Below are 14,341 nucleotides of genomic sequence, written 5' to 3'. Positions count from 1 at the left end.
AGGCTAGGACTTTAAGTCACGATCTTTGGACTTCTCATGAATCTCTAGACTTTTAAGTACTTCATTAGATATCTTTTTCTGCTTATGCAGCACTTTAGCAATATCTAACATAGTTTGTTTTTTCTTTTTAAGTATCTTTCTAATATTCTGAGTTACTTGAGATAGATCTGAGTTAAGTAGTTCTTCCCTAACGGCTTCATCAAAGACTAAGTACTCCCTTAGTGCTATTTGTTTGCCATCAGTTGAAGGAACCAGTTTTTGCCAGATAACTAAGCGCACTGTTTCAATGATATCAACGGTTTTACCCAAACGCTCATCAAGAGGGAAGCTACCTACCAGCCTTCTAATGGTCTCTGCAACACCATTACTGTGCACGGTCGTATATACAGGGTGCCCAGTTAATGCAGCATCAATAACGGCATTGATGGTCTCATAATCCCTAGACTCACCGACTAAAATTAGTCTGGGTTTTCTTCTAAGCGCATTTCTAACACCATGTGCAAAGCTAGGTAAGTGTTTTGGTACTTCTGATTGGCTAACTATTACACTATGCTTTTCAATGTTGTCATATACAAATTCAATCGGTGACTCATAGGTCAGAATTTTACGGTTGGCATTCTTATCTTCTGCAATACTACGAATAATGCCAGCCAATAGTGTAGACTTACCAGACCCCGTAACTCCAGTAACATAGACTACGCCATCATTAGGTGCCATACCTTTAATAATATTGTCCTCAAGCCCTATATCTTTTAATGTGGGTGGATCAGTCGGAATGGTTCTCATGGTGATTTGGATTGCTTCGTGACCATCGACTAGGCAAGCTGTTGCATTAACACGAAAGCGAAGCCGTTCAGCCCGAGATGGTTTGAATTCATAGTTGGTATCAATATCTTCACCACTTAGTAATCGTGTCGTACCGTTAGCACCATAGATCCCATTGAGAATATCACCTACTTCAGCAGTAGTGAGCTGTTTTTTAGTGATAGGGTGGAGCTTTCCATACTCTTCAATATAAATATACTCACCTGATTGTAACGTGATATCAGAAACTGAAAAATTAGAGCAATGCTCTAAAATAATGTTTAAATCCATTTCTGCAAATCGACCTGGCTCATTGGTCATTAAGTATTTATCTTCTGCCATGTTTGTTCCTATTAAATCTTATCTATTGTTATAAACTATAAAATTTATTTGTCAGGAAGATTTTTGTAATATGATTGGATACCACTGATTCGTTTGTGGATTCAGTAATGACGGACGTGTGATCTTAATGATTTTATCATTGAGTCTAAGCCCTGAGCTATCACCAGTAACACCTAGGTTGGTTGTTTCTGTATAAGGAGCTGATATCATATTTTGTAGATACATTTGTTTATACAGGACCATACCTTGAAAATCTTGGTTTAAGCGTGATAAGCCTGTTTGGAATATAGACGCTGCCTGAGAAACACCTTGTTCCCAACCCTTTCGGGTAGCTTCTACCCATATTTCAGACTCGTCAGGGTCCTGAGGTAATAGTCTTTCCGGTGGTGCTTCTGGCTTGGGATAAGATAAGTAAATATAATTACGCCATGATGGAGCAACTGAAACGAATCGAGCGGGCTTAACCATCTTTATCTCATAGTCTGATAAGCGAACGGTATCATCAGATTCGATGGTATATGTTTTTCCATAATTAGCAACAACTGGTGGGAGCACATTGTGCTTCATCAGTAAGAAATTAAAGTTATAGATCTGGTCAAGTTTTTGTGCTTCTTGGTCTAAGTAGCTAGAAATGTTTGCCATTTTCCAGTGTAGCCCTGATTGAGCACCATACGTTAAGCCAACCTCGTAAATTGCTTTTTTCCTTCCAGACTCACTATCTTCCCCGTGCATCTGACATCCAGTGATAGCAAGTGGTAAGCAAATGGCGGCTAAGTATCGAATGGACTTTACAAATTGATTGCGCATTATTAGTTCAGGTATATGATTTCAATGACTTTGTCTTTAGAGTTATAGGATACTTTAGCATGGTTGCTTACTTGATAAGCAATGCTTTGTATCATCTCAGAAAGAGGTATCGCATCTGCTTTGATGGAGATAATAACAGCTGTGGCTGTAGGATTTCCAATCTTAACAACTTTTACATTGGCAGTTTGAGCAATTTGTTCAATAAGCGGCTCACAGGGCCCTGTGTATTCGACCGATGCAAGACCTGAAAGCTCAATTGAGAAGTCTTGTCTGAAGCTTTCATCTACAGGTGCTTGTGCTGCAGATTGTAGTTGAGCAAGCTTTTGCAAGGAAGCTGATGCCGCTCTTGCTGCTTCTGATAGTGCTAGCTGCGTATCACTCGTATCTTTTGGCGCATCTGGCAAAAGATTTTGAACCACTGTCTTACTGGGTGCATAGTCGTCTGTCGGTTCCCCTAAGCATCCTGCAAGTAAACCCAGCAGAGCAAATGAAATGACATGTTTGTTCATTACTGTATCCTAAACGATTCTATATTCATTGAATAGGTTTATCTAGTCATTGTCAAGAACCAATTGGTCAAATTCTTTTATGTTTCATATTTCAAGTTTTTATGCTGGATTTCACTGATTTTGTTTTGAGATGCTGTATTTAAAAGAGGGTCTTGAGCAGCAATATTTAAGTGCATTATTGCTTTTTCGGAATCAATTGATTCAAAGTGTAGGCCTAGTTCAAAGTTAAGCGCGCTGTGATCCCCTTGCTGAGTTTTATATTGTTGTAGATAGTGTAGGGATTGCTCCATGTGTTTGCTGTTTCTATATATTCGGGCAAGGTGCAGCAAGGTGAAATCAACATTTTTAACAAAGCGATGCGCTAAGCATGTTTTTAGAGCAGCTTCAAGACTGGGGGTAATGCTCGAAAGGGTTGCTTGACTAATAAGTTCGATGGTGAATGCGTCATACTCTAGTATTTTGCAGAGTGCGAGAGCATGGTCGGGGCAAGTCAGATGGTGGTGTTTATAATAGTGGCAAATGCTCGTTACCTCAGCGCAGCTCATGGTGTGTGGTTTTTTGTTTTTATGGATAACAAGTGATTTCATGGGATTGTGAGGTTGGCCAGTTATAGTATGACTAAATGTATTAGAAATATGGGGGAGTAGCGCATGGAAGTTAATAGGGGCGGAATAGCAGCCTTCTAGAATGAAATCTAAAGCGCTGTCAGTGCTAAATTCATCGGGTGTTATATGCCCTTTGTCATTAACAAGGATAACTTGTGTATGAGTTTGTTGGCTAATTGTTTTTATGATTTCTATGGCAGTGATTGGGAAGGTATAGGACTTATCTTGATAGCTCTTATAGAGGTGGGTGGGTAATTGTTGCTCTGTTTCTTTTGAATAGTCAGGGGAGAAGGATACTTTGAGGTCAGAGATCTGTCCTATGAATTGATTATGGGAAATGTCCTTGCGTTTAGCTTTGAGGCATATTTTTTGGGGAAGGCCATTGATGACGGGGATAAAAGGAAGTGAGTCTAACACATAGTTGAAAATATATGCATGGATAGGGTGGGTCTGATTGAGCGCTTGGAGATCTTGCGATAGGTTTCCAGTTAATTGATGTGTTGAAATGATCCCTTTTTCTATAAGAGGCTTGAGCTGGGGGTGTGTATGCCAATATTCAATGATGCAAGGGCTGGGGTCGGCTAATATTAGTTCAAAAGAGTAATTGTCCGTAGAATTGTGCAAACAATAGGTTAATAATGCATTAGCTAGATGGAACCCATGTTGGCCGATTCCAGCGCCGACATCAATGATTCTCAGGTGCGATATTGTTTTAAAATAAGGTATTATTTGCTGAGCATGCGCAGCTGCTGTTGTGCGCATGTTGGTCACGGTATAAGGAACTGCTTGTTCATAAGCTTGGGAGCCCTTTTTTATATAATACTGAAGCATGATTGACCAAAGTGAAGTGGTTAATGCGCATTTGTTTTCATAGGTGACGTATCTGTCTGTAAGCATGATTTGATTGCAATATTGTCATTTTATATGATAACATAAATTCGTTGGTTATTTTAAGGAAGTTTCAGTGCAAAGACCCCAAGGTAGTTGGAGAGATACGGGACGAGAAGCTAAGTTGTGGATTTTTAATGCTTCAGCAACTTTTCCTATCCTGTTCTTCTTGTTCAGTCCTTCAATAGCAACAGCTGCTTTAGTTGCAGTAACAATTGTGGTGCTTATGCTTCTTGATTATTACGGTTTTAAACCGATTGTTTTCTTAAGGTTGGTAAAAAGTATGTTGGCTGGTAGGGTTAAGCCTGCTAGACCATGGTGGTTGAGATAGCGTATGTTAAATTCAATTCAGGAAAAGCTTATTAAGTTATGTAAGGCAAGAGGTTGGAGCTTCAAAATTAGAGAAAAAGATTTATCTCTAGAAGAAGTGTTTGCAGACTTTGGGGTCATGCCAGGTCTTGTTAAGAAAGCCAGTCGGTTCATGAGTTTATGCCATGGTCGTGAGATTGGGGCGAGCTACCCTGAAGATGAGAAGACAACTTTAGGTTATAAGGTTGAGATCGATGATGGGCAGGACGAGTTGGAATTAATATTGTTTATATTGCAAGCCCTGGTTCCTTTTGTTAATATGGACGAGGTTTCTGCGCGTCATGCGTTGGATTCTTTAACATACGAATAAAGGGTTTAAAACTAAATTAATGAAGACTATAAAAGAACGATTAACTAATATTGTTTCTTTGCTGCAAGGTGTTGTGGATAGAAAGCATGAGGGGGGAGACTCTGATCTAACAATTTTTCAGCAAGCGCTTTCTGTTTTTGCTGAAATTAATAATGTTTATGAGCGTAGTGGAGTGATCGATGCTTCGTTTCTAGAGAGCCTACCCAATAATAGCTTTTTAATTGAAAAGTATAAAGGTGATGTTAGAGCTGCCGTTAAGTCTGTAGGAAAAAGCCAGTCAGAAATGGCCTTGGTGCATGTTGTGCTGTCTCTTGTAGGGGGTGGTCAACAGTTTAATCGAGGGTCGATGTTGACGATGAGGGGGCGCCAGGTATATCTGGATACTAAGAGTGCTGAGAGGATAGTCTCTGAAAGACCTGAAGCATTATTTTATGTGAGCTATTTTTTAAGCGAGGGTGAATTTGCTATCTGCCCAGGTAGTGCAGAGGTTAGTGTTCCTGAATCTGTTCGGAACAATCCACTGATGTTAGATCAAATAAAGTCAGTCTCATATTTTGAAGGTGGCGTATTAACGTCAAGAACTGTTGCTCGTAAACCAAAAGGCAACATCAATAGTCTGGTTCTTAGTCAGTCGATGAGATCTAGGTGTCTTAAAAATAAGGACAGCCGCATGGTTGGCCTTAGTTAATAAAGATTGTCTTAAAACATTCTATACGAATCATTTGTATTTGGTGATCTGAACAGGTAATATGAACTAAGTTGTATAGGATATTTACGTGAAAGGCGGAGGCGGTCAACAGCAAACTCCTGATCAAGCGCAAGACTTCTTTTTGCTTGTCGCTTTTTTCGTTGGTTTAGTTATTGTAGTTTGGTATGCGTACTCAGAGTATGTCGTTCGCTATGTGTTTACAGTAAGGCTTCTGGTAGGGAAGGCACTGTTTTATTTTTTAGAGGGTGTTGATTCTGTTTTAGATCATATTGACCCAGACTTGCTTTCTACTAATGATTTGTCTGCAGCACTGAGGTTGATGGAGTCATCATCACCAAGTTTAGTAGATTTAGACTTATTTTTAAGTATTTCAACAGTGTATGGTAAAGCGTTTGCATTGCCTAATATTATGTTAGCAATTGCAGGTGTTGTTTATGTTATGTTCTTCCATCGCTACTCTAAGTACAGTCAGGCTCATTCAATGGTATCATTAGCACGGCAGGAGCTTAAAAACTGGCCACAAAGTGCATGTGTTGTTGGTCTGGACTTGATATCTGAAAATGTAAAGGAAGGGAATTGGCGTATGAGTGAGCGCCCTCTCGATTTTGCTAAGCGTTATAAGTTAATTATCCCAGAGCGTACGAAGAATATTACTGTTGCAAGGTTAGATAAAGATAAGGCTCGACCGGTATTTGCTGCACAAATGGGGCCGTTATGGGAGGGGTTAGAAGGCGTTCCCCCGTATGTATTAGCCTTATTTGCGATATTTGCGGCTAGGGGGGCTGGAGATCCTGATGGTGCTCGTAAATTAATTAGACAGATTGCCAGATCTGCAGGAAAAGGGGCGTTAGATTTTACAGGGACGCGTTTATTGCTTGCTAAGCATATACGTTCGGAAAAAATAGGGCCTGCTGTAGGACCGCATGCTTATTTATATACAGCTATGGCTTCAATGTTAGAGTTAGCTAGAGACGAAGGTGTTTTGTCTATGTGTGAGTTTCTGTGGTTAAAGCCTGTTGACCGATCATTGTGGTATATGCTCTCTAACGTGGGTCGCCCAACTGCCTTCGTGGAAGTATCTGCTCCTTTTTCACATTGGCTTGTAGAAAAGCGGTTGCGTAGACCATTGAAGGTTCCAATTATAGAGCCTGCAATAGAAGCTTTAGACAAGGAGTTGGCTAACATCATTATTAACCCGGAAGATATTGACAATGGCTGATCGTGGGATTTATAAAAATCAAGAGCAGAGTGCGAGTGCTCTAATCAGAGATACGCGTTCGATTACGCAGAAATTTTCTGCACTTTTTGATAAGCCAGTTTCTGCAGCCATTCTGATTACTGTAACTGCTTTATTTTCGGTATTTATACCGGTTATTGCAGATTTTGTATTCCTATTAAATATTATCTTTGTAATGATCATATTGACTCGTAGGGTTACACTTCCTTTTAGAATGCCACAATTTTCTGGAGCGAAAGATTACAACGATTTAAATCCAGGAACAGGCAAGGCTAATAAAGCAAGTGGGATCTATTACTTTGGGAATGAAAAAAAAGACGGGCAAGAGCTTTGGTTTGCAGATACGGATATGCGTACGCACGTTTTGATCTTTGGATCTACGGGTTCTGGTAAAACGGTATTTTTGATTGGGTTGGCGTTTAATGCGTTAGTTCAATCGAGTGGGTTTATTTATGTTGATGGTAAGGGTGATAATAGTTTATATGCAAATATATTTTCTATTGTGCGATTTTTAGGCCGTGAAGATGATTTGCTTTTAATCAACTTCATGACGGGTGCTAAAGATATTATTGGCCCCCAAGAGAAGCGTTTATCAAATACGCTAAATCCGTTTGCAACGGGTTCGTCTAGTATGCTTGCAAACTTAGTTACTGGTATGATGGACTCTGGGTCTGGTGGTAATGACGGGGATATGTGGAAAGGTCGTGCCATTGCTTTTGTTGAGGCATTGTTAAAAATCCTGGTTGCAATGCGTGATTCGGGTAATATATTACTTGATGCAAACACGATTCGTAATTACTTTTCCCTAGAGCGTTTAGAGGCTATGGCAGATAACGCCTTTATTCGTGATGATGGTGCATATACTATTGATATATCTTCATACCCTGGGGCTATTAAAGAGCCGGTACTTAATTATCTATCAACATTGCCTGGGTATAATAAAGAAAAGCGAGGGCAGCAGGTTTCACAGGTATATGAGCAGCATGGGTATATTACCATGCAGTTAACGCGTATCTTCACATCGCTTGCAGATACATATGGCCATATTCTAAGAACGCGCTTAGCTGAAGTCGACTTAAAAGATGTGGTATTAAATCGACGTATATTGGTTGTATTGCTACCTGCGTTAGAAAAGTCACCTGATGAGCTATCTAACTTAGGAAAGGTGGTCATTGCGTCAATGCGTTCTATGATGGCCGCGGGTCTAGGGGATTCAGTTGAGGGGGATTATCGCGATTTAATTATTAGTAAGCCAACGAACGCTGAAACGCCTTTTTTATGTATATTGGATGAATATGGTTATTATGCAGTAAAGGGTTTTGCGGTAGTTCCAGCTCAGGCAAGGTCTTTAGGTTTCTCGGTTGTGTTTGCTGGACAGGATTTGCCTGCATTCCAAAAAGCGTCTAAAGAAGAGGCTGCATCCATTGGTGCAAACACGAATATTAAGATTTGTATGAAGTTGGAAGATCCTCTAGAAACGTTTGATTTCTTCAATAAGGGCGCAGGTGAAGCATATGTCACTGCTGTAGATAGCTTCAATGCAGGACAAAACAGTTTGTCTAATTCATACTTAGATACAAAATCTGCCAAGACAGAAAAACGAGCAAGAATTGATTTGTTAGACTTGAAAGATCAAGGGCTGGGTGAGGCGCATATCTTCTTTAAATCAGATATTGTGCGTGCAAAAACGTTTTATGCTAACCCTAAGCCGTGTAAGTACATGCAGTTAAATCAGTTTTTGAAGGTTGAGCAGCTGTCTGACGTAGATTTGTTTACCTTCGTCAAAGGTATTGAAGACTTTGAAGTCTTGCAGGTTGGTGCTATATCAAATGTTGAACAGGATGCATTAATTGATGAGGTGGCAGAGGTTATGGGTCAAACAGATTCATTGATAGATAATGCGCTAATACTGTTAACTCGTTCATCTCAAGCTGCGTCATCTGAAGGTAGAGATGAAGCTGAAGGAACGGATTTAAATATATTCAGTCGCTATATGCATGACCAAAAAGTATATGACCCTATTATTAATAAAAAGCTAGTTCAATCAACATTTGTTTATGCCAAGCGTTTCTTAGGAATGCCTGAAGCAGATGCTAATAAATATGTAGAGGGGTTGCTAAATCATATTCTAAAGTTAACTGATTATAAGCTTGCTGATTATAATGAGGCTCAGGTAGAAAAGTTTTTAGGTAGTGCTGAAAAGTTCATAAATAGTTTAAATAGTGAGGAAGAGAAATGAGGTGGTCACATTCATTTAAGTTAATAGTTGCTAGTCTTTGCTGCAGTCTTTCGTTTGCAGCAAATCTAGGTGCTCTGAAGGCTTCAGCGGCCAGTAATAGTTCCTATGTAGTGCAAAATGGTAGTCAGGTTGTTGTTACCATTCCACTATCAGTTCTGTTTGATGGTAATACTAACTTTTTTAGGCCTTCAGCTCGTGGGTTGGTCGATCAGTTAGCTAGTGTTATTTCTTCTTCTCAAGGATCTGTTGAGCTTGAGGCTGCAATTGTGAAAGGTCAGGATACATCGCTTGAGGGGTCTACTGCTTATTCTCAAGTGGTTGAGTTATCGAGAATCCTTCTACAATCAGGGGCAGAGGTTAGTTATGCACCGCTTACTGTTAAAAGTTATAAGCGAAACGATGACTATGGTTTTTGGAAGGGGTATCCAAATGAAGACCGGTTTGTAATGGTTGGGTTCAGTGTTGATTTATGAGCAGTTAATCAATCTATGTAATTTTATTTTGATTGCACTTGCTTGAATATGTAATAATGGAACTATATATCTGAAGGGATAATTTTATGGCTGATGATGCGTTAGAGCAGGTTCGCTTGCGGAACAGTTTTTACCAAGATGGGTATCGTAAGGTGCTGACTTTGTGCTTAATACTTTGCGTTACAAATGCCTTAAGTATTATTGGTTCTTACAAGGCTTACACCCGTGCTCCAGACCCATACTTTTTTGCAACTTCCACGGATGGTCGTATCATTCCTGTTCAGCCGTTGGATGAGCCAGGTAGGTCGCCTGCAGAGCTGCTTAATTGGGCTTCGCAAGCTGCATTGAGAATTTATGCTTATGACTATGTAAACTATAAAGATGATTTACAGTCTGTTTCTTCTATGTTTACTGGATCTGGTTGGGCGAGTTTTCAGAAGTCTCTCACTGATTCTAGAATTTTAAAAGCTGTATTAGCTAATAAATTAGTAATGAGCGCTAAGTTAACTGGGTCTCCAGTCATTACCATGCAGGGGCTGCGACAAGGTCGCTATTTATGGAAGGTGGAAATGCCGCTATTAATCAAGCAGCAGGGCCAAAGCACAGCAGCATTCCCTGTGAAGTTGGATATGATCATTCAGCGAGTTAGTACGGTCAATAACCCAGAAGGGATTGCCATTGAAAGCATTATTGTAACAGAGGGTTGATTGTGGGTTTTTCTAGTAATCAGCAGTTTAATATGATTCTAGATGTCAGTATGTTGTTGGCACTCTTCGCCTTAGGTGCGTCTGTTGCGCTTTATATGGGTTCAGGCCGCTCTGTAAGCTTTTCAGCATCTGCAGTTTCTGATGGTTATTATATGAGGTCGGATGGTGAGGTTTTATCTACTCCAGTAGAAGATTCTAAAGGGATGTATTTATTGGATTTGCCAGTTAAGTCTCAAGATGAGGTGATACGCTGGGCTTCTATTGTGTCAGCTGAGCTTCATAGTTTTAGTTTTCGTAATTATGAGTCTCATTTTAATGGCATGAGAGATTTGTGTACGAATGAAGGTTGGCAAGCAGTTAGTTCTGCCTTTTTGAAATCACAGTTATTGGGTGATGTAATTACCAAAAAGTTATCTGTTTCATCAATTGTAACAGGAAAGCCTGCACTGCTAAAGCATGGAATGCAGCTTGGGGCATACTCGTGGCTGATTCAAGTTCCATTGTTGGTTACGTATGAAAGTGCGAGTGAGAAAAGGAATGTTAGGCGAGTGGCCACAATTGATATAAGGCGTGTTCCCTTTGACTTAGATGATGGTAAGGCAGGGATTGCAGTGAATAGTATACGTGTTACATAGGTAGAGGTTTTTAGATGTTTAGAAAAATGATACAGGCAGTCTTTGCTTTGATAAGTCTATTCCCAATGAGTGTTTATGCTCAGGAATACGCTAATAATTCAGGTGGCAATGCGATGTCAGAAAAGCAAAATGAGCGTAATGAAGCTTTTCAGAAGGTAAAAGAATCTATTTCTCCATTAAATATTAATGAAATTGATGAGTTGAAAGAGTTATATAAAGAAATAAATATGGCTTCTGTGTCCCCAACAGATCCTCCAAAGCCAACTTTTTCATCACTCATAGTTGACTTGCAGCCTGGCGCAGTTCCTCCAGTTGTGCGATTGTCTGCGGGTATGGTCTCATCAGTGCTGTTTGTAGATCAAACAGGTGCTCCATGGCCAATTAGGGCATATGATATTGGTGATCCAGGAAACTTTAACATAGTTTGGAATCAAAATGGTTCAGATGAAACATCAATGACGAATACGCTCATGATTCAGCCTATGTCTTTATATAAGGATGGTAATCTAGCTGTTATGTTACAAGGTTTAAATACACCTGTAATGCTGTCTTTAATTCCTGGTCAGAAAGCAGTTGACTACCGAGTAGATGTTCAAGTTCCAGGTTATGGGCCGTTTGCAAAACCTGAGGAATCACATTATAGCCAATCGAGCAACCCGGTCTTAAGTGATGTATTGAATAATATTTCACCTGTAAATAGTCAAGTGCTGAAAGTTTCTGGTGGTCAAGCTCAGGCTTGGTTGTTTGGAGATGTTATGTATGTGAGAACTCCATTAACTGTAGTTTCTCCGGCGTGGCACTCCTCAATGAAGGGGGCTTCAGGGACAGTGAGTGCATATGAGATGCCAGCATCACCAGTAGTTTTGGTCATGGATAATGGCCGAATTCGTGAATTGAAAGTGGAAGGGTTTTAGCAGTGAGTGACTTAAATAAACCAAATAAAGGTTCGGGTAATAAGGTAGATTATACACGTTATAGTGTCATAGGCGCTGTTGTGTTTGTGGTACTGTTAGTCGTATATTTATTATTTTTTAGTTCAAGTGAGGAGGGGGTAACGTCTCGAGTAGCTGGGGGTACAAATATTGAGTCAATACCAGGGTTGGGTGATCCTTCTGCGGAGTACTCAAAGCTAATTAATGAGCAAAATAAGCAGCAGGCTATGGAGGCTGAACGTTCAGGAGAAAGTAGCCTTCCTACATTGCTTAGACCCCAATATTCTCTTGATACTTCGCAGTTCGAGGAGCGTAAAGATGAGGTATTTCAGCGTGATGCAGATCGATGCTCTAAGGAAAATATTATCAAGGCTAGAACTGCGGGTGTTGCTGCTAGTGAGCTAAAGTGTTACGGTTGCACGCTTGAGGATCTTAAGAATGGTGGTTACTCAGCATCAGAGCTGCGCGCAGCAGGCTTTAGCGCTGAAGAATTACGTGCAGCGGGTTACAGTGCTGAAGAGTTGCTTCAGGCTGGTTTTTCAGTTGCTGATCTACGTTCAGCTGGTTTTACAGCAGATGAGTTATTGTCTGCAGGTGTGAGTGTTAGTCAACTACTCGCTGCTGGTTTTACACCAAAGCAACTGCTGGATAGTGGTGTGTCTATCGCAGACCTTCGCTCTGCTGGCGTTAGTTTAAATGATATACTCGCATCCGGAATCTTAAGTGGTGAGGTCGTCGCCGGTGGTTATTGTGCAAGAGGTGTTTTCACTGCCTTAGAGGATAAAGATCAAGTAAGGTCTGGTGGTGTGCGCGCTGAGGATCTGTATGATGGTGGTGTGACTGTACGTGAATTAATTGATCTAGGATACTCAATTAAGGAGATTGCATCAGCTGGTGTAGCTCCATCTCAGCTATTAGCGGAAGGTATATCTTCAAGCGAACTTATTAAAGGTGGGTTTTCAAAACGTGATGTAAGCTTTGCGGAAAAGAATAGGGCGCAGATTAAAGGCGGTGTTTGTGATGCAAGGTATGTTGAATCTCAAATGGCTGTTGGTGTTCAGGCAAAGGTACTCTTGTCACTTGGGTGCTCTCCAAACTTACTAGCTACTGAAGGGTATAAAGCGAGCGATCTCCTTGCCGAAGGTGTTACTCCTGGGCAGATGAAGGTAATTGGTTATTCAGCTTCAGATTTAGTTTCATTAGGTGTTGAGCTTCCTGATCTTGTAGATGCTTGCTATGATGCTGAAAGTTTATTAGCTGCTGGTTTTTCTGCTGCTGATCTTGTTGATGCGGGTATTCCATTGAATGATCTGTTAGCAGCAGGCGTATCGTTGCGTGATCTTAAGCGAGACGGTGTTGGCTGTGGCGCACTGTATAGGAGTGGAGTGCCTGTCGAAGACCTATTTATGATGGGGTGTGATGCAAGCTCATTGCGTGCAGCTGGAGCTTCTATTAGTGAGCTACTTGCTGCAGGTTATTCCGTGGCAGAATTGAAGCGTGCGGGGTTTAGTGCCGAAGATATGCTCAAAGCTGGTGTTCCTGCAGATCTTTTAATTGCGGCAGGTTATACTCCTGAACAACTGTTATCAGCAGGCTTTTCAAAAGGTGCTCTAATCCGAGCAGGTGTTAACCCAGATGATTTGTATGAAAGAGCTGTAGGTTCTACCCAATCGGGCTGTGACCCAGATACAATTAAGCAACTACTTGAAGATGGCATCTCCGTGAAGCAGTTGTTAGACGATGGCTGCTCTGTTAATGCACTACTAAATGCTGGGGTGAGTGTATCTGAGCTGCTTGATGCAGGAGTCTCTCCGCGTCAACTAGTTGCAGCAAATGTTTCAGCAAAAGAGTTATATCTAGCTGGCGTAGCCAAAGGTGACTTAGATGGGCTTTTTTCAGAAGATGAGCTAGTCGGTGTAGGGTATTTAGGCTCGGATACATTTGGTGATGATCTAGATATGGTTATGGGGCAACCTCAAGTATCTGCTACTGAAGATTTAATCGCTCAGCAAGAACGTGATACCAGAATTGCTCGATTAGCATCTGCGATGCAAGCGCAGAGTACTTCATTATATGGCTCATGGGATCAGGCCTCTACTCAAAGTATAAATAGTAGTGCATCTACGCCTGAAAGTTATGGTCTGTCTTCTGCTGAAGAGGGGGGAGTATATCGACCAGGGATGACTGGCTTTGATAATGCTTCTTATCTTAAGGCTGGAAGTATTATGTATGCAGTGTTAGACAATGATGTTGTTTCTACCGATCCATCCCCTATAAGAGCAACGATTATTAATGGACCACTAAAAGGATCCAAAGTTTTGGGTGAGTTTGAGCAAAATGAAAATAAGCTGGTGCTTAAGTTTGATAGAATCAACCAGTCTAGAGCGCCTAGATCACAAGATATCTCAGTTTTTGCAGTCGACGTGAACACCGATCAAAATGTTGAGATAGAAACTCATGCTTTATTGAAGTATGGAAGTCTATTTGCAGCATCCTTCTTGTCTGGGTTGAATGACGTTGCCAAAAACGTGGGTACTGAGCTAAGCACAACCAATAATGGCGCAAGTGGTGTCACAACTAGTGTCTCAAAAGGTGGGTCTGTAACTCAGTCTAAGATCTTGGTTGCAGGGCTAGGTAAGGTTGGTGAAAATATGGTTGAAGAGATTCAAAAGTTCCAGGATATTGCACCAACTGTACGTATGAAATCAGGCGCTACCTTTGGGTTGCTCATCATGGATGATTTTAATATAAACTCAAATTAATCAAATTTAGCTG

Annotated in this window: 14 protein-coding genes; 10 read left to right on the top strand and 4 right to left on the bottom strand. The window is 40.7% G+C overall.

What is annotated here, in order from left to right; all coding sequences use genetic code 11:
* Positions 1-3 precede the first annotated feature (3 nt).
* The 4 genes from dotB to MMH89_RS04180 all read right to left on the bottom strand — a co-directional run bounded on the left by dotB (position 4) and on the right by MMH89_RS04180 (position 3,964).
* Positions 4-1,146, bottom strand: a complete 1,143-nt coding sequence (gene dotB / locus MMH89_RS04195) for a Dot/Icm type IV secretion system ATPase DotB (protein ID WP_258568196.1) — start codon at positions 1,144-1,146, stop codon at positions 4-6.
* A 51-nt stretch (positions 1,147-1,197) separates the two neighbouring features.
* Entirely contained in the window at positions 1,198-1,953 is a 756-nt protein-coding gene (locus MMH89_RS04190) for a type IV secretion system DotC family protein (protein WP_258568195.1), read from the bottom strand.
* A gap of 2 nt (positions 1,954-1,955) precedes the next feature.
* Positions 1,956-2,462: a DotD/TraH family lipoprotein gene (locus MMH89_RS04185; protein WP_258568194.1), complete on the bottom strand. Its 507-nt coding sequence runs from the start codon at positions 2,460-2,462 to the stop codon at positions 1,956-1,958.
* 77 nt (positions 2,463-2,539) lie between these two features.
* A complete protein-coding gene (locus tag MMH89_RS04180; RefSeq protein WP_258568193.1) occupies positions 2,540-3,964 on the bottom strand; it encodes a hypothetical protein in 1,425 nt (474 codons plus the stop codon).
* A gap of 67 nt (positions 3,965-4,031) precedes the next feature.
* Between MMH89_RS04180 and icmT the strand changes: the two genes are divergently transcribed.
* The 10 genes from icmT to MMH89_RS04130 all read left to right on the top strand — a co-directional run bounded on the left by icmT (position 4,032) and on the right by MMH89_RS04130 (position 14,328).
* A complete protein-coding gene (icmT, locus tag MMH89_RS04175) occupies positions 4,032-4,286 on the top strand; it encodes an IcmT/TraK family protein (RefSeq protein ID WP_258568192.1) in 255 nt (84 codons plus the stop codon).
* Positions 4,287-4,289: 3 nt separating this feature from the next.
* A complete protein-coding gene (locus MMH89_RS04170) occupies positions 4,290-4,634 on the top strand; it encodes a type IV secretion IcmS family protein (RefSeq protein WP_258568191.1) in 345 nt (114 codons plus the stop codon).
* Between the two features lie 19 nt (positions 4,635-4,653).
* Positions 4,654-5,322 carry a hypothetical protein gene (locus MMH89_RS04165; protein WP_258568190.1) on the top strand — a complete coding sequence of 223 codons (669 nt, stop codon included), beginning with the start codon at positions 4,654-4,656 and terminating at the stop codon, positions 5,320-5,322.
* Between the two features lie 88 nt (positions 5,323-5,410).
* On the top strand, positions 5,411-6,562 hold the full coding sequence (gene icmP / locus MMH89_RS04160) for a type IVB secretion system coupling complex protein DotM/IcmP (protein ID WP_258568189.1): 1,152 nt from the start codon (positions 5,411-5,413) through the stop codon (positions 6,560-6,562).
* Positions 6,549-8,819 (top strand): TraM recognition domain-containing protein, encoded by a 2,271-nt coding sequence (locus MMH89_RS04155; protein WP_425491977.1) that lies wholly within the window; start codon positions 6,549-6,551, stop codon positions 8,817-8,819. Before icmP ends, MMH89_RS04155 begins: the two co-directional genes overlap by 14 nt.
* Complete coding sequence (locus tag MMH89_RS04150; RefSeq protein WP_258568188.1) at positions 8,816-9,292, top strand: hypothetical protein; 477 nt, start codon at positions 8,816-8,818, stop codon at positions 9,290-9,292. The genes MMH89_RS04155 and MMH89_RS04150 overlap by 4 nt, the downstream gene beginning before the upstream one ends.
* An 86-nt stretch (positions 9,293-9,378) precedes the next feature.
* The gene (locus MMH89_RS04145) at positions 9,379-9,999 is read left to right on the top strand and encodes a type IVB secretion system apparatus protein IcmL/DotI (RefSeq protein ID WP_258568187.1); all 621 of its coding nucleotides are present in this window, start codon (positions 9,379-9,381) and stop codon (positions 9,997-9,999) included.
* 32 nt (positions 10,000-10,031) lie between these two features.
* Positions 10,032-10,634, top strand: a complete 603-nt coding sequence (locus MMH89_RS04140; protein WP_258568186.1) for a DotI/IcmL family type IV secretion protein — start codon at positions 10,032-10,034, stop codon at positions 10,632-10,634.
* 14 nt (positions 10,635-10,648) lie between these two features.
* Positions 10,649-11,548 (top strand): DotH/IcmK family type IV secretion protein, encoded by a 900-nt coding sequence (locus tag MMH89_RS04135; RefSeq protein ID WP_258568185.1) that lies wholly within the window; start codon positions 10,649-10,651, stop codon positions 11,546-11,548.
* Positions 11,549-11,550: 2 nt separating this feature from the next.
* A complete protein-coding gene (locus tag MMH89_RS04130; protein ID WP_258568184.1) occupies positions 11,551-14,328 on the top strand; it encodes a TrbI/VirB10 family protein in 2,778 nt (925 codons plus the stop codon).
* Positions 14,329-14,341 lie beyond the last annotated feature (13 nt).

The organism is Candidatus Comchoanobacter bicostacola (assembly GCF_024172705.1).
Taxonomy (GTDB): Bacteria; Pseudomonadota; Gammaproteobacteria; order Comchoanobacterales; family Comchoanobacteraceae; genus Comchoanobacter; species Comchoanobacter bicostacola.
The sequence above is the reverse complement of the archived record's forward strand: the minus strand, read 5'-3'. Positions and strand labels throughout refer to the sequence as shown.